Here is a 17,693-nt window from a genome sequence, read left to right on the forward strand (position 1 = left end):
TATGCAGAATGCAATTCAAGTGAAAGGGCTGCAAAAGTCCTATAGGCAGCTCCATGTCTTAAAAAGTGTAGACTTCGAGGTGGAAAAGGGCAACATTTTTGCCTTGCTTGGCACCAACGGTGCAGGAAAAACCACGATTGTCAACATCCTCACGACGCTGCTGAAGAAAGATGGCGGACAGGTTACCGTAAATGGATTTGATGTGGCTTCAAAGCCCGACAGTGTGCGACAATCGATCAGCCTGACCGGGCAATTCGCTGCCGTGGATGAAGTTTTGACCGGCCGGGAAAACTTGGTCATGATTGCCCGGCTACGGCATCTAAGCCATCCGCGCGAGGTGACCGATGATCTGCTGCAACGTTTCGGTTTAAGCGATGCGGCTGATCGAAGGGCTTCCACCTATTCTGGCGGTATGCGCCGCAGGCTCGACATCGCCATGAGTCTAATAGGAAAACCGCAGATTGTTTTTTTGGATGAGCCAACCACCGGCCTTGACCCCGAGGGGCGCATTGAAGTTTGGAAAATTATTAAGGAACTGGCCGGCAGTGGTACGACCGTATTCCTGACGACGCAGTATTTGGAGGAGGCCGAACAGCTTGCCGATCAGATCGCCATTCTTCACGAGGGGGAGATTATTGTAAGTGGCACCCTTGCCGAACTGAAAAAGCTTTTTCCACCCGCAAAGGTTGAATACATTGAAAAACAGCCGACACTGGAAGACATATTTCTTAAAATCATTGGTAATAAAAAGGAGGATAAATAAAATGGAAACGATTAAGATGAAGAACTATTTTTTCATGGACATGGGCATTATGCTCATCCGTTCCATGCGTCATGTTTTCCGCAGCCTGGACACCATTATCACGGTCACCATTATGCCTATCGCAATGATGCTTTTGTTTGTCTACGTATTAGGTGGCGCCATTAAAACCGGTACGGATAAATATGTGAATTACCTGTTGCCTGGCATACTGCTGGTTGCCATTGCAAACAGTGCAGGCTACGTATCTTACCGCCTGTTTTTAGATAAGCAACGGGGAATCTTCGAGCGTTTCCACTCGATGCCAATCGCGCGGTCGGCCCCACTGTGGGGACATATGCTTACCTCGCTTGTATCCAACGTGATCTCGCTTATCGTGATCATTCTCGTGGCGCTTTTAATGGGTTTTCGCTCTTCGGCAGGTATTCTGTCATGGCTTGCTATAGTCGGAATACTGACACTGTTTACACTAACGCTGACCTGGATTGCGGCGATTGCCGGGTTATCGGCAAAATCGGTGGATGGCGCAGGAGTAATTGCCTACCCTATTCATTTTCTCCCACTAATCAGTTCTGCATTTGTACCTACCAAATCGATGCCATCTGGCGTTAAGGCCTTTGCCGAGCACCAGCCGGTTACACCAATAGTTGAAACCATCCGCGCACTGCTTTATAACCAGCCGGTAGGCAACCAAATATGGGTCGCCCTGGCATGGTGCATTACAATTATGTTTTGTGCCTATCTCTTTGCAATGCGTGTTTATAAAAAGCGGTTGTAAAGATTATTTTTGCCGGTAGGGCTATAGGGAATATCCATGGAAGGGTTTTTTAACATGCCATCCTAAATTCCCCCGTATCTCTGCTGAAATAACAATTTTACGATTCTGGTTTACTCTTAACAAAACAGCCCGGTTAGCTTGTGGAAAGCTAACCGGGCTGGTATGTATATAAAGATACGAAATTTTTGGCGGAAGTTAAAATGGGATGTGCCGACTCATCCAGCCGTTGCGCCTGGTCAACCCTCTTCAGCTTCGCTGGAAAGAAAGCAGAAGCCTCCTGCCCCCGCGCGTCATTGCGAGGAGGGACGACGTGGCAATCCCCGATAGGTAGGTCCGCTCTGTAAGTAGGGATTGCCACGCTGCGCTCACAATGACGGATGGGAAAATTTTGCATACAAGTTTTCTGTGGGAACACAGACAACGGAAAAGAATTCTTGTGTTTAATCAGTAATTCACTAATTCAATAATTAAAAAGCGTTAGGGATAGCAGCGGATACCGGCCGGTGACTAATGCCTGAGGGCGTATGAGCGGATAGCCCGGGCCGCAGGCAACGCCCTCAAAAAACCTTTTAATTGACAATCTCTACACTGCCTCATATATCTTATAAAAAAATCACCTCAAGTGTTTCATAAATAACCAACACTCCGCTTCTTTAATAAAAAGCTCAAAACCATTTGTTAATAACATAAATAGCTGTATCTTTGCAGTCCCGAAAATGCGGGGTATAATAAACGTTTAAACAATTTAATTTAAAGCAAGTGAATACGTTAAGTTACAAAACTGTCTCAGCCAACAAAAAAACCGTTAACAAACAATGGGTTGTTGTTGACGCACAAGGCGAGATTTTGGGGCGCTTGTCTACGAAGATCGCCATGATCATCCGTGGAAAAACCAAGCCAGATTTCACCCCGAACGTAGACTGCGGTGATAATGTAATAGTTATCAATGCAGACAAGGTAAAGTTGACCGGAAACAAATTAAGCGCAAAGCAATATGTTTCTTACACTGGTTATCCAGGTGGTCAGCGTTTCATTTCTCCTAAGGAGTTAATGGCAAAACATCCAACACGCGTAATTGAAAAAGCCGTGCGTGGTATGTTACCTAAAAGTCGTTTGGGTAAAGCATTATTTGGTAATCTGTATGTATATGCAGGTTCTGAGCATCCTCATGCAGCACAAAACCCAACAACCATTTAACTTTTTATTTTTAAAGGAGAAAAAAAATGCCAACAACTAACACTTCAGGCAGAAGAAAAACAGCCGTTGCCCGCATCTACCTTTCAGAAGGAAATGGTGCGATCATCGTAAACGGTAAAGATTACAAAGAGTACTTCCCAACATTGCCATTACAATACATCGTTACTCAGAGCACTGAGGTTTCTGGTTCAACCGGAAAATTTGATGTTAAAGTAAATGTTGCAGGTGGTGGTATCAAAGGACAGGCAGAAGCCGTTCGTTTAGCCATTGCTAAAGCCATTGTTGAACTGGATCCTGAAAAGAAACCAGCACTACGCGCTAAAGGTATAATGACACGTGATGACCGTATGGTTGAGCGTAAAAAACCAGGTCGTAAGAAAGCACGTAAGAGATTCCAATTCAGTAAACGTTAATCAAAGGAGGACAACAAAATGGCAAGAACAACATATCAGGATTTACTGGATGCAGGTGTACACTTTGGTCACCTTACCCGTAAATGGGATCCGAAAATGTCACAGTACATTTTCATGGAGCGCAACGGTATTCACATTATCGATTTAAATAAAACCTTAACTAAGGTTGAAGAAGCTGCTGCAGCTATAAAACAAATTGTAAAATCAGGCCGTAAGGTATTATTCGTAGCTACAAAGAAACAAGCGAAAGATATTGTTGCCGATTATGCAAAAACCGTAAACATGCCATACATCACCGAGCGTTGGTTAGGTGGTATGTTAACTAACTTTGCAACCGTACGTAAGTCGATCAAAAAGATGTCAAACATCGATAAATTGACTAAAGATGGTACTTACAGCAACCTTTCTAAAAAAGAACGTCTGATGATTCAGCGTGAGCGTATCAAATTAGAAACCCTTTTAGGTGGTATCTCTGACTTGAACCGTTTACCTGCAGCATTATTCCTGATCGACGTTAAGAAAGAGCACATCGCGGTTTCTGAAGCATTAAAGTTGAACATCCCTACATTTGCTATGGTTGATACCAACTCTGATCCTTCAAACATCGATTTCCCGATCCCTGCGAATGACGATGCTACTAAATCAATTTCATTGATCACCAGCATTATCATCAAAGCTATCGAAGAAGGTTTAGATGAACGCAAACGCGAAAAAGAAGACGAAGCTGAAAAAGAAGCGGCTGTTGCTAAAGCAAAAGCTGACGCTCCTGAAGTAGCTGACAGAGCCGAAGGTGCTAAAAGGACCCGCAAAACTGCTGAAGTAGCAGACGTTGTGGCCGATACTGACGCCGAAGCTCCTGCTGCCGAAACAGAAGAGTAATATTGAAGTCGTAAGTACGGAGTCGCGAGTCTGAAGTATTTAGACTTTGGACTTCATACTTACGACTTTTAACTTTTAGAGGTTGTGGGTTATAAGTTCTTCTTGTAATTACAATTTACAGCCCATAGTTTTAATATTAAAAATAGTTGCAGGTTATACAGGCCAGCTAATTTTGGCCAAAACACATAACCGATAACATAAAACTTAAAATTCAAAAAACATGTCTACAGTACAAATATCTGCAGCCGACGTAAACAAACTGCGCCAGCAAACTGGTGCCGGTATGATGGATTGCAAAAAAGCATTAACCGAAACTAACGGTGATTTTGAAGCAGCTATCGATTTTTTAAGAAAAAAAGGTGCTAAAGTTGCAGCAAGCCGTCAGGACAGAGAATCAAACGAAGGTGTTGTTATTTCACGCACTTCTGCTGATGGTAAAACCGGTGTAATTATTGAATTGAACTGCGAAACTGATTTCGTGGCTAAAAATGCTGAGTTTATTACTTTTGCAAATGAAATTGCAAACAAAGCAGTTGAAAACCAACCAAAAAGCATCGAAGAGCTTTATGCTCTTTCTATAGATGTTGACGCTACTACCACTACTATTGGTGAAGCGGTTATCGACAAAACCGGCAAGATCGGCGAAAAGATCGGTGTATCTAAATTAGAAGTTATTAACGGCGAAAAAGTTATCGCTTATGTACACGGTAACTTCCGTTTAGGTGTATTGGTTGCTTTAAACTCGAACCCGGCTGGTGCTGACGAGGCAGGTAAAGACGTAGCGATGCAAATTGCTGCCATGAACCCAATCGCGGTTGATAAAGACGGTGTAGATGCTACTACTGTTGAGCGCGAATTAGAGATCGCTAAAGATCAGATCCGTGCAGAAGGCAAACCAGAAGAAATGGTTGAAAAGATATCTTTAGGTAAGCTGAACAAATTCTACAAAGATTCAACCCTGTTAAACCAGGAGTTTGTAAAAGATTCTTCAAAAAGCGTTGCTCAATTCCTGAGCACTGTTGAAAAGGGGTTAACAGTAACCGCCTTTAAGCGAGTAGCTTTAGGAGCTTAAATATTTTATCCCCCTCGTTTTAACGAGGGGGATTTTTTTTGCCATATTGTTTTTGGCCTGTCATCCTGAGCTTGTCGAAGGATCGAGCGTAAAGGCCCACCCACCATGCTTCGACAGGCTCAGCATGACATCCGTCCCATACAGGGGATAACAGAACGACGTTATAAAATAGCAGTATCATGATAACAGCGCTTCACAATCTTAAATTGATTTCTGGTGGCCAGATCGCCGAAGGTAAAGCCGTTTTAATTTCCGGCAGTCAGATCATTGATGTAATTGCCGATACGGCCATCCCGCAGGATGCTGTAAAAAAGGATCTGCAAGGCTACTATCTTGCTCCCGGATTTATCGACCTGCAGATATATGGCAGCGGCGGCCAGCTGTTTGCCGGTAAACCAACGGTTGAAGCGCTTGCCCAATTGGAAAACGATCTGCTGAACCAGGGAACTATCGGGGTATTTGCCACCATAGGTACCAATACCAATGATATTGTGGAAGCTGGGATAGATGCTGCCAAAATATACCGTGCGCAAAGTAAAGGCGCTTTCTGGGGACTTCATTTGGAAGGACCTTACCTGAATCCGGCAAAAAAAGGAGCGCATCCCGAAAAATTCATCAAGAAAGCTACGCTGGCCGAAGTGAAGGGCTGGTTGGAACGTGCCGATGGTGTGATAAAAATGATCACGATAGCACCAGAGCTGCAGGATCAGGAAGTGATTGATTACCTGTTTAACCAGGGCATTATTATTTCATCGGGCCATAGCAATGCTACTTATGCCGAAGGAAAATCGTTTTTAAATAAACCGGTGCAGGCGGTAACCCACCTGTTTAACGCCATGCCGCAAATGCATCACCGCGAACCGGGTTATATCCCCGCTATTTTTGAAGAACGTCCGTATACCAGTGTTGTGGCCGATGGCATCCATGTGGATTTTGCCATGATCCGTTTGGCTAAACGCGAACTGGGCGACAAACTTTTTTTAATAACGGATGCCGTTACCTCCACCAAAGAAGGTGCTTATCAGCATGAATTAAGGGGCGATAGGTATACTATGCCCGACGGTACACTGTCAGGCTCTACCCTAACCATGTTAAAGGCGGTTGAAAACTGCGTAAAAAAGGTAGGTATTGATTTGGCTGAGGCGGTAAATATGGCATCCTTATATCCGGCACAATTAGCTAAACAAACAGAAAAAGGTAAAATTGAGAAAAACTTTGATGCCGATCTTGTTGTTTTTGATGCGGATTTTGAAGTAAAAGACACCATCTTAAAAGGTGATTTTTTAACAAAGACAACATAAAATTTTAACACTGGCTTTTATTCTTTATTTTTGCCGAACTACCCATTATATGAACAGAGCTTTATCAATTCATGATATAAACGCAAGCAAGTTCTGTCTATTCCTATTACATCTATTTCTATTCATAACAAACCACACCAGATGAAGTACAAAAGAATCTTACTCAAACTTTCGGGCGAATCGCTGATGGGCGCAAGGCAATACGGTATTGATAACAACCAGGTATTGCAATATGCCCATGACATTAAAAACGTATATGATGCAGGTATTGAAATTGCGATTGTTGTTGGTGGCGGTAATATTTTCAGGGGATTAAGTGCCGAGAAATCGGGTATGGAACGTGCCCAGGCCGATTATATGGGCATGCTGGCCACGGTAATTAACTGTATGGCACTGCAAAACGCGCTGGAAAGCATTGGCGTGGAAACACGTTTGCAATCGGCCATTAAAATGGAGCAAATCTGCGAGCCTTATATCCGCCGTCGTGCTATGCACCATTTAGAAGTGGGCAAAATTGTGATATTTGGCGCCGGTACAGGTAATCCATATTTTACTACTGATACAGCCGCATCATTGCGCGCTATTGAAATTAAAGCCGATGTGGTACTGAAAGGTACCCGTGTTGATGGTATTTATACTGCCGATCCGGAGAAAGATCCATCGGCAACCCGTTACGACGAGATATCGTTCCAGGAAGTTTATGACAAAGGCCTGAACGTGATGGACATGACTGCCATAACCCTTTGCCGTGAAAATAAACTACCGATCATTGTGTTTGACATGAACCAATCCGGTAACTTCATGAAAATAGCCCAGGGCGAAGCGGTAGGTACATTGGTACACTAATACTAAGGTTTCTTTCTATCATGTCATTGCGAGCGCAGCGTGGCAATCTCATCGCGTTTTATACTCATCGGTGAGAATAGCTACGAGATTGCTTCGTCGTTCCTCCTCGCAATGATATAAGGGAATTTAACGACAACAAAAAGGCCGCCATTGAAATTGAAATGGCGGCCTTTTTGTTGAAAGAAACAATCCTATTTGGTGTCTGGAGCAAGTTCCTTAGCCGCGTTATCCGCAGCCGTTGCCGACGCAACGTCATTTAATTGTGTGCGTTGTGTTTTGATAGTTTGCATTGTGGTAGCTATAAATTTGTCGGCACCATACATTTTATATTTAATACCAAACTCTTTAAGCTCTGCAATACCCTGTTGGGCGTATTCAGGTTTCTCGACCCTGCCGGTCATATCGGCAAGTACCCGAACGCTGTTGAACTTGTTTTGTAGAGTAGCATTTTTAAAGGTATCAAATACGTAAGGCCACTCGGCTGCTCCTCCTTTTGTAGCATACAAGCTAAATATAGCGGTTGTTAAAGCGCCTTTATTGTCCTTTTCAAGCGCTTTGGCTTGTTTCAACGCGTCGGTTGCATCTACCTGGCTAAGGGCTGTTAAAGCTGCTCCCTGCACCGCGTATGATTCGCTGTTAAGTGCTTGTTTAAATAAAGTTGAATTACCCGAAGCGTTAAGCTTGCCTAAAGCGGTGATGGCCGCTGCTTTGGCCAGTGTATTATCATCGGTTTGTGCCAGTGAAGCCAGTATGGGCTGTGCCGCTGTGCGGATGTCATCATTGGTAAGGTTCAATGCCTTAATGGCTTTGATGCGCAAGCCATAATATTTATCCTTTAAAGCGGCTATGATGATTTTTTGATTAGGTTTTTCTTTTTGGTTGGCAGCAGCCGCTTCAATGGCCTCATACCTGTCCATATACAATGACGCGTTAAAGTACTGGTAGGAGAATTCCTCGATACTTTTATTATCGGTTTTTTTGGCCAGCAAAATTTTATCACCATCCACATTCACCAGGTCAGGTTTGGTGGCTACGTGGAAAGTTAAAGTATCAGCCTTGTCGTTCATCCAAACTTTATGACGCTCTTTTTTGCCACCGGCATAAATATCAATGGCCATAGGCAATTTAAAGGTTTGGCCATCCTGGTTTTGTTGCAGGTAAATGGTTTGGGTTTTGGTGGCATCATCCCATTTATAGCTGATGTTTAAAACCGGGTTACCGGCACCATAATACCATTGGTTAAAGTACCAGTTCAGGTCTAAACCGCTGGCTTCTTCCAGTGCCAAACGTAACTGTTGTGCTTCGCCGTTTTTGAAGGCATTTGTTTTCAGGTAAATACCCAGTCCTTTAAAAAACGCGGCATCCCCCAGATAGTTACGCAGCATGTTTAAAATACGACCGCCCTTTTGGTAGGTAACTACATCAAAAACATCTTCTTTATCGTCATAATGAAAGCGTACCAGGTCTTTGGTTTTGGCATCAGGCGATCTGAAATAGCTCAGCATATCATTATGATTATGCTCGTCGCCGGCATCTTTACCATATTTATGCTCCGCCCAAAGGGTTTCGCTAAAGTTGGCGAACGATTCATTCACAGTCAGATTGCTCCAGCTTTCGGCCGTCACGTAGTCGCCAAACCACTGGTGAAAAAGCTCATGCACTATGGTGCTGCGACCGTCGTTATAGTAAGCGTCAAGCAGCTCGCGGTGCGTACCCTGTACATATTCGCCATGTAAGGTAGCGGTGGTGTTTTCCATGGCGCCGCTCACATAATCGCGAACTACTATTTGGGCGTATTTGTTCCATGGATAATCAACGCCTAATGTTTTAGAGTAAAACTCGATCACCTCAGGTGTAAATCCGAATATTTCTTTGGCGTAAGGGGCGTATTTGGGCTCCAGGTAATAGTTTACCTCTTTATTGCGCCATTTGTCTTTATAGATCTTGAAATCGCCAACGGCCATCATGAACAGGTATGGCGAGTGTGGCAGGTCCATTTTCCAATAATCGGTACGGGTACCATCGGCATTGGTTTTTTGCGATACCAGCTTTCCGTTGGATAGCGTAACGTATTTGGAGGGCACGGTCATGCTGATCTCTTCGGTAGTTTTTTGACTTGGCTTATCAATGGTCGGGAACCAGGCCGATGAGCTTTCAGTTTCGCCTTGTGTCCAAACCTGTGTTGGTTTATCTTTTTCGGTACCATCGGGGTTGATAAAGTATAAACCCTTGGCATCGTTGATGGCAGCGCTGCCTTTTGATTTTAGCTCGTTTGGCTTGGCGGTGTAATCGATATAAATGATATAATTTTCGTTGTTATGGTAAACCTTATCCAGTTTTATGGCTACCGAAAGGCTGTCCTGGTATGTAAATTTCAGGGGGATATTCTTTCCGTTTTTTACCACCGATATATTTTTAAGATCCATGCCTTTGGCATCAAGCCTTAAGCTGTCGGTTGGATAAAAATGGGGCTTTAAAGTAACCCACTCTTTGCCGTACAGGTAACGTTTCTTATAGTCAAAACGTACATCGAGTTTGGTGTGTATCAGGTCATTAACCTTGGTAGGTACCGCACGGTAAATTTTCATTTCCGGATCGTCCGGTTTCGGCGCCTGCTGCGCGTACGATGAGGTTAGGGCTGCCGTTAGCGCGCACGATAACAACAACGTTGAAATTGGTTTCAGATCAGTCATATAACAATATTAGTATTTTGTACTCAAAAAATATAAACTGAAGACAGAATAGTGAATTTGGCACATCCTCAGTTTAAACAGATTAGCTTAAAGTAGCTATGACGTTTTATATGTACTGTATGTTACGACAGATATAATTTATTTTAGCATATACCGCGTAAAAGCGAACACCACCTGTACGGATTCGAACAGTTTGAGATGATTTTATTGATTAACTAATTGATTTATAGTAAATTAAATATGTGGCACAATATTTTATCTTAAGTCAAGGTACCTAATAATGTAAGCTTGCTATATGATCAAAAACTATTTAAAAATCGCCTGGCGCAATTTAGTAAAGAACAAGGCACATACATTTATAAACATAGCTGGTCTTTCTATTGGTTTGGCTTGTAGCCTGCTTATTATGCTGTGGGTGCAAAATGAGTTAAGTGTTGATGCTTTTCATAAAAATAAATCGCGTTTATATAATGTATATGAGCGCCGGTATTTTGATCATAAAATTTCGGGACAATATCGTACCCCGGGCATTTTGGCCGATGAGATGAAAAAGGTACTCCCGGAGGTTGAATATGCTGTTAATGCCAGTTATTACGAACGCGGTACCTTTAGGGCAGGTGATAAAGTACTAAAGCTGGATGGCGCAGCCGCCGGTGACGATTTTTTTAAAATGTTCAGTTATCCGCTTGTACAGGGGAATGCGAAGACGGCTTTAAATTCACCGCTTAGTTTAGCTATATCGCGTAAAATGGCCCGCGACTTTTTCGGTAGCCCCGAGGCTGCTATGGGTAAAACTATCCGTTATGAAAATAAAAAGGACTTTAAAGTAACCGCGGTATTTGATGATGTGCCCGCCAACGCTTCCAATAAATTTGAATATGTAATGAACTGGTACACTTTCCTTGAGGAAAACCCCAGTTCAAAAGACTGGAACAATAATGGGCCATATACCAGTATTATGCTCCGCGCTGACGCCGATCCTGCTTTGTTTGAAAAAAAGATAACGCACTTTCTGGATAACTATAATAAAAGCCAAAAGAAGGGGACTTTCACTGTTGAGTTAGCTATACAACGCCATGATCAGGAGTACCTTCACGGGACTTTTGAAGATGGTAAACTGGGTGCCGGACGTATTGAATATGTAAACCTGTTTAGTATTGTGGCTATTTTTATTTTATTGATAGCCTGTATCAATTTTATGAACCTGACCACGGCGCGGTCTGTAAAAAGGGCCCGGGAAATAGGCGTACGGAAAGTAGTGGGTGCGGTACGATCAGTACTGATCAAACAATTCATCGGCGAATCATTATTTGTTACTACGCTTGCAGTAGCTATTTCCTTAATGTTATTGGTTTTGTTATTGCCCTTATTTAACCAGGTAACCCAAAAACAAATTGAACTGCCATTCGGTCAAGCCGGATTTTGGCTAAAACTTATATCGCTTACGCTTATTACCGGTCTTGTGTCTGGTAGCTACCCTGCTCTGTTCCTATCGTCATTTAACCCGGTTATGGTTTTAAAGGGCACTCTTAAACTGGAGGCCGGTACAACCTTGTTTCGTAAAGGGCTGGTAGTGTTCCAGTTTGTGCTTTCTGTAGTGCTGGTAACCGCTACCATTGTGGTGGCCCGGCAAATGAACTTTATTCAATCGCGTAATTTAGGTTATGATCGGGAAAACCTCATTTTTATACCAGTAGATGGTGAGCTTTCCGCACGATATGATCTGTTTAAACAGGAAGCTTTAAAAATGCCGGGGATCCAGGCGGTCAGCGTTTCAGGCGCGAGACCTACTCAAATGACCAGTGGGACAGTTGGTGTTGACTGGGCCGGGAAAGACCCCGATCTCCGGATCAGGTTTAACCAAAGCGCTGTTGGTTATGATTATATAAGCACACTAAAATTAAAGATGGCAGCCGGGCGTGATTTCTCCAAAGATTTCCCTACAGATACTGCCGGCTATATAATCAATGAAACGGCTTTAAAAAGAATAGGCTACACCAATCCTATAGGTAAATCATTAACCTTATGGGATAATAAAGGTACAATCATTGGCGTAGTGAAGGATTTTCATTTTGATTCCATGCATGAGCAGATCAATCCTTTGATCATTTGGCTGGGTAAAAGTGGTTCCTATGGTAATTTACTTATCCGTACAGAGCCGGGTAAAACCAAACAGGCCCTGGCCAGTCTGGAAACGCTGTGCAAACAGATCAATCCGGCATTTCCGTTCACTTATTATTTTTCTGACGAAGAATATCAGAAATTGTACCGTAGCGAGCAGATAGTAGGTAAGCTGGCCAACGCGTTTGCTTTTCTGGCTATTTTTATTTCATGCCTGGGGCTCTTAGGCTTAGCTATGTTTACTGCCGAGCAGCGAGTAAAAGAGATCGGCATCCGCAAGGTATTGGGCGCCAGTGTGGGGTCACTTTTCAACCTGTTATCATCTGAATTTTTGGTACTGGTATTCATTGCCCTGGTCATTGCTTCGCCTATAGCCTGGTACGCCATGAACAAATGGCTGCAGGGTTTTGCGTATCACACGAGTATTCAATGGTGGATGATTGCGCTTTCCGGAGGGATGATCATCGTGATAGCGCTGGCAACGGTAAGTTTCCAGGCAGCGAAAACGGCGCTGATTAATCCGGTAAAGAGTTTAAGAAGCGAATAACCTCACCCCGGCCCTCTCCAAAGGAGAGGGAGGTATAATTGGGGTTTTAAATAAATTAACAAATAATCACAATTCCTCCCCTTTGGGGAGGTTAGGAGGGGTTCATGATCAGGAATTATTTAAAAATGGCGTGGCGCAATTTGCTTAAAAACAAAGCGCATACCTTTATTAATGTAGTTGGTCTTTCGGTTGGTATGGCAGTGGCCGTGCTCATCGGTCTTTGGATATGGGACGAACTGTCATATGATAAGTATTTTACAAACTATGACCGGCTGGTACAGGTTATGCAGCATCAAACCTTTAATGGTAATGTAGGCACACAATTGGATATGCCAATGCCAATAGGTTATAAGCTGCGGGATGACTATAAGAATGATTTTAAGTATGTGGTACTATCAACCTGGACAAGCCCGCACATCCTGGCATTTGGTGATAAAAAACTAACCCAACAGGGAAACTATATGCAGGCCGAAGCGCCAGACCTGTTTAGCTTAAAAATGATCAAAGGCACACGATCGGGGCTAAAAGATCCATCGTCTGTCATACTCTCTGCATCATTGGCTAAAGCTCTTTTTGGTGATAACGATCCCATGTTTAAAGCCTTAAAGATCGACAATAAATGGAACGTTAAGATTACCGGCGTTTACGAAGATCTGCCGCATAATAACAGCTTAGCTGAAGTGGCGTTTATTGCACCCTGGGATCTGTACATGACTACTCATGTAAAAACAAACATTACAAACTGGGGTAATAATTCATGGCAGCTATTTGCACAGCTAAGCCCCAATGCAGATATAAACAAGGTATCGGCCAAAATAAAGAATTTGAAGATGGCTGCTTTTGTTGCTCAGGGTAATACGCTGGGCATGTCTTTTAAACCAACTGTGTTTTTGCATCCGATAAGCAAATGGCATTTATACTCGGAGTTTAAAAATGGTATTAATACCGGGGGGGCTATACAATTTGTATGGATGTTTGGTATTATTGGCGTATTTGTACTGCTGCTGGCCTGTATTAATTTCATGAACCTCAGTACGGCCCGGTCAGAAAAACGGGCTAAAGAAGTAGGTATCCGCAAAACGGTAGGATCATTACGCAGCCAGTTAATTAGTCAGTTTTTGGTAGAATCGATAATGATCGCCGTTTTTGCATTCCTGTTTTCCATACTTCTTGTAGTGCTTATTTTACCCTGGTTTAATCAGGTAGCCAATAAAACCATGCAGGTATTATGGGCTACCCCGATGTTTTGGATACTGGGAATTGGCTTTAGCCTGATAACCGGGCTCATAGCGGGTAGTTACCCTGCCTTTTACCTATCATCATTTAAGCCAGTAAAAGTTTTAAAAGGGGCATTTAAAGCCGGTAAGCTCGCCGCCCTATCCCGCAAGGTGCTGGTAGTTGTGCAGTTTACGGTTTCTGTTATCCTAATTATAGGTACCCTTATTGTTTTCAGACAGGTGCAGTTCACCAAGAACAGGCCAATAGGCTATAACCGCACCGGTCTTATACAGATGGAAATGAAAACGGATGCTATTCATCAGCACTTTACCGCGGTAAGGAATGACCTGCTGCAGTCGGGGGCAATAGTTGAAATGGCTGAGTCTGATAGTCCGTTAACTGGAGTATATTCCAATAATAGTGGTCTTACCTGGAGGGATAAGGATCCTAATTTGCAGGATGATTTCGGCATTGTTCCGGTAAGTCCCGAATTTGGAAAAACAGCCGGTTGGAAGCTTACCGGCGGGCGCGATTTTTCAAGGGACATTTCAACTGATTCGTCGGGTATAGTGCTGAACGAAGCGGCTGTAAAATTCATGAACTTTAAACACCCGGTTGGCGAAACCATAAAATGGTACAAGAATTTTAAAGTTATAGGTGTAGTGAAGGATATGGTCATGTCATCACCCTATGAGCCTGTAAAACCAACTATATTTTATATAGCTCCCTACGCTCCAGGGATAGTTGATATCAAGCTGAACACAAGCAAAAGTGCCAGTGAGGCATTACATAAAATTGAAGGTGTATTTAAACAATATGACCCGGCGAGCCCTTTTGATTATAAATTTACAGATGAAGAGTACGCCCGAAAATTTGCTAACGAAGAGCGTATAGGCAAACTGGCTGGGTTCTTTACCCTGTTGGCCATTTTCATCAGCTGTATGGGGCTGTTCGGTATGGCATCTTTTATGGCCGAGCAACGTACCAAGGAGATCGGTGTGCGCAAGGTGTTGGGTGCATCAGTATTTAGTTTATGGCGCTTAATGTCGCGCGACTTTGTATTGCTGGTAATTATAGCATTGTTTTTAGCCACTCCTGTTGCTTACTATTTTATGCATGATTGGCTGCTGCATTATACTTACCGTGCCGCACTTTCCTGGTGGATATTTGCATTAACTGGTGCTGGGGCAATTATCATAACATTATTAACCATAAGTTATCAAAGTATCAGGGCAGCGCTGGGTAACCCAATTAAAAGTTTAAGGAGCGAGTAACCTCACACCGCCATCTCCAAAGGAGAGGGCGGTATAGTCGGGGTTTTAAATAAATTATAACAAATAATTACAATTCCTCCCCTTTGGGGAGGTTAGGAGGGGTTTATGATAAAAAGTTATTTAAAAACAGCCTGGCGGTTTTTGTTAAAGAACAAAACATTCAGTTTTATAAACATCATTGGCCTGGCAACAGGTACCTTATGCTGTCTGTACATTTTGTTGTATGTGCAGGATCAGTATAGTTATGATAAGCATCATAAAGATGTGAATAATATATACCGGGTTACAACCGATTTGGAGTTAACCGGCGATAAGCATCACAGTGCAGCAAGTTCGCCACCTATTACCCCGGCTATGAAAAGTGATTTTGCAGAAGTAATGCAATTTACCCGTGTTACAAACACAGAGGGCTTTGGCGCTAAACAACACTTGCTGCGTTATAAAGAGAAGTCATTTTATCAGCAGGAGGCCGTTTATGTCGACTCCACTTTTTTTGATATGTTCAGTTATCACTTTGTTGCGGGGAACGTATCAAAGGTATTGACCGAACCCTACTCTCTTGTGCTTTTTAAACCTGTTGCCGATAAGCTTTTTGGAAAGGAAGACCCGATGGGTAAAATGATATCTATTGATAATTCATTTGGCAAGCATGATTTTAAAGTGACCGGTGTGGTTGATGAAAGCCTGGGGAAAACACACGTTCATGCCAGTATGTTTATGGCCATGAATAGCGGTGGATTAGGGGAGTATGTTAGGCAGAATAGCAACTGGGCCGGTAATAACTTTCTATATGCCTATATAAAGCTTAGACCCGATGCCAGCGCTGCAGCGCTGGAAAAAAAGCTACCCGAATTTTTAAATAAATATGGCGCGGCGCAATTGAAGGAGATAGGCATGAAAAAAGTGCTGTATCTACAGCCGATTACAACTATACATACAACATCTGGATTCGAACATGAATTAACCAAAACACTTGATCCATCGTTCTTGTACATATTAATATTGATAGCCGTATTGATACAGGTAATTGCCTGCATCAATTTCATGAACCTGTCTACCGCACGTGCATCAAAACGGGCCAAGGAAGTAGGCGTACGGAAGGTAATTGGCGCAGGCCAGATCGACCTCATTAAACAGTTTTTGGGCGAGTCGTTTTTATTGGCGCTTATTGGGGTGGCCATAGCCCTGCCCCTGCTCATATTATTGCTGCCATATTTAAACCAGATAACCCGCACAGATATACATCTATCGTTTTTTACCAACTACAGGCTCTGGATAATGTTGCTAAGCCTGGTATTGGTTACCGGTTTGGTGGCCGGCAGTTATCCTGCATTTTATTTGTCGGCGTTTAAGGCCATAAAAGTGATCAAGGGCAATTTTACCAGTCATATCTCGGCTGCGGGTATCCGCAGGTCGTTGGTAGTGTTCCAGTTTGTTTTGTCAATTGTGCTGGTTACCGGGATCATTGTTATCTATAGTCAGCTTAATTATATTAAAAACAAAGATCTGGGATTTGATAAAAGCCAAAAACTGATCTTTAATTTTTACACCAACGGTACCCAAAGTAAAATGCCTGTTTTTACAAATGACCTGAAAGCACTGGCCGATGTAAAAGCAGTTAGTAATGCCGATAATTATTTAGGCCAGTTTGTACCACATGATCATGGTGTTTACCTGGCCGGGGGTAATATGGCAACTGCAACTGATGCACAAAATATAAACACCGATGAAAATTTTGTAAAGGCCAATGGTATAACACTGATCAGTGGGCGCGATTTCAGGCAAGGTGACTCAAGCCGGGTACTGATCAATGAAACCCTGGCTAAGCGTTTAGGGTTAAATCTGCAAACTGCAGTGGGTACCCGCTTATATACCAAGTATGAGCCTAACCCGGTAACATTTGTTGAGGTGGCCGGTGTGATGAAGGATTTTAACTATAACTCCCTGCATAGCGAAGTGAAGCCCTTTATGCTTGTTTATGATGGCAGACAGAGCGATTTTAATAACATTATAGTGGCAACTAATAGTTCAAACTATAAGGTTATGTTAAAGAAAATGGAAGCTATATGGCATAAGGACCTTCCGGAAGTGCCCTTTGAGTATTCATTTTTAGATACCGAGGTGCAAAAACAATATGAAACCGAGATCACCTTGTCGCAGATCATTAATTCATTTACAATGGTTGCCATTGTTATTTCATGTTTGGGTTTGTTTGGTTTGGCCGCCTTTAGCGCCGAGCAAAGGAGTAAGGAAATCGGCATTCGTAAAGTGTTAGGAGCCAGTGTATCGGGTATAGTTGGGTTGTTATCAAAGGATTTTTTAAAACTGGTTATGGTAGCCCTGGTAATTGCAACACCAATAGCCTGGTGGGGTATGAGCAAATGGTTACAAGCCTTTGTATATCGCATCAATATAAGCTGGTGGATGTTTGCTTTAGCCGGATTGCTGGCCATATTGATAGCCTTGTTTACAGTGAGTTTTCAAGCGATTAAAGCTGCATTAATGAACCCGGTTAAGAGCCTAAGGAGTGAGTAATAGCTAAAAGCCGAAGGCCTAAAGCTGAAAGCAATAAACAGGATAAATAAAGGCTTTGT

The 17,693-nt window shown here is 42.9% G+C and carries 12 protein-coding genes; 11 read left to right on the plus strand and 1 reads right to left on the minus strand.

The window, feature by feature from the left end:
• Position 1 precedes the first annotated feature (1 nt).
• From BLR84_RS15670 to pyrH, 8 genes are all read left to right on the plus strand, one after another.
• Positions 2–763, plus strand: coding sequence for an ABC transporter ATP-binding protein (locus tag BLR84_RS15670; protein WP_090469918.1), 762 nt, complete (start codon positions 2–4; stop codon positions 761–763).
• 1 nt (position 764) lies between these two features.
• Positions 765–1,538 (plus strand): ABC transporter permease, encoded by a 774-nt coding sequence (locus BLR84_RS15675; protein ID WP_090469920.1) that lies wholly within the window; start codon positions 765–767, stop codon positions 1,536–1,538.
• Between the two features lie 759 nt (positions 1,539–2,297).
• Positions 2,298–2,735 carry a 50S ribosomal protein L13 gene (gene rplM / locus BLR84_RS15680; protein ID WP_090469923.1) on the plus strand — a complete coding sequence of 146 codons (438 nt, stop codon included), beginning with the start codon at positions 2,298–2,300 and terminating at the stop codon, positions 2,733–2,735.
• 26 nt (positions 2,736–2,761) lie between these two features.
• Positions 2,762–3,148 (plus strand): 30S ribosomal protein S9, encoded by a 387-nt coding sequence (gene rpsI, locus BLR84_RS15685; RefSeq protein ID WP_090469926.1) that lies wholly within the window; start codon positions 2,762–2,764, stop codon positions 3,146–3,148.
• 18 nt (positions 3,149–3,166) lie between these two features.
• On the plus strand, positions 3,167–4,027 hold the full coding sequence (gene rpsB / locus BLR84_RS15690) for a 30S ribosomal protein S2 (protein ID WP_090469929.1): 861 nt from the start codon (positions 3,167–3,169) through the stop codon (positions 4,025–4,027).
• Positions 4,028–4,247: 220 nt separating this feature from the next.
• Positions 4,248–5,099, plus strand: coding sequence for a translation elongation factor Ts (gene tsf, locus BLR84_RS15695; RefSeq protein ID WP_090469934.1), 852 nt, complete (start codon positions 4,248–4,250; stop codon positions 5,097–5,099).
• Between the two features lie 179 nt (positions 5,100–5,278).
• Positions 5,279–6,400 (plus strand): N-acetylglucosamine-6-phosphate deacetylase, encoded by a 1,122-nt coding sequence (gene nagA, locus BLR84_RS15700; protein WP_090469936.1) that lies wholly within the window; start codon positions 5,279–5,281, stop codon positions 6,398–6,400.
• 141 nt (positions 6,401–6,541) lie between these two features.
• Positions 6,542–7,246, plus strand: a complete 705-nt coding sequence (pyrH, locus tag BLR84_RS15705) for a UMP kinase (protein ID WP_090469938.1) — start codon at positions 6,542–6,544, stop codon at positions 7,244–7,246.
• Between the two features lie 191 nt (positions 7,247–7,437).
• Here pyrH and BLR84_RS15710 read toward each other — a convergent pair whose 3' ends face one another.
• The gene (locus tag BLR84_RS15710; protein ID WP_090469939.1) at positions 7,438–9,939 is read right to left on the minus strand and encodes a M1 family metallopeptidase; all 2,502 of its coding nucleotides are present in this window, start codon (positions 9,937–9,939) and stop codon (positions 7,438–7,440) included.
• 295 nt (positions 9,940–10,234) lie between these two features.
• Between BLR84_RS15710 and BLR84_RS15715 the strand changes: the two genes are divergently transcribed.
• From BLR84_RS15715 to BLR84_RS15725, 3 genes are all read left to right on the plus strand, one after another.
• A complete protein-coding gene (locus BLR84_RS15715) occupies positions 10,235–12,607 on the plus strand; it encodes an ABC transporter permease (RefSeq protein WP_090469941.1) in 2,373 nt (790 codons plus the stop codon).
• Between the two features lie 104 nt (positions 12,608–12,711).
• On the plus strand, positions 12,712–15,099 hold the full coding sequence (locus BLR84_RS15720; protein ID WP_090469943.1) for an ABC transporter permease: 2,388 nt from the start codon (positions 12,712–12,714) through the stop codon (positions 15,097–15,099).
• A 105-nt stretch (positions 15,100–15,204) separates the two neighbouring features.
• On the plus strand, positions 15,205–17,634 hold the full coding sequence (locus tag BLR84_RS15725) for an ABC transporter permease (protein WP_176852082.1): 2,430 nt from the start codon (positions 15,205–15,207) through the stop codon (positions 17,632–17,634).
• Positions 17,635–17,693 lie beyond the last annotated feature (59 nt).

This window comes from Mucilaginibacter sp. OK268, assembly GCF_900103125.1.
Classification (GTDB): Bacteria; Bacteroidota; Bacteroidia; order Sphingobacteriales; family Sphingobacteriaceae; genus Mucilaginibacter.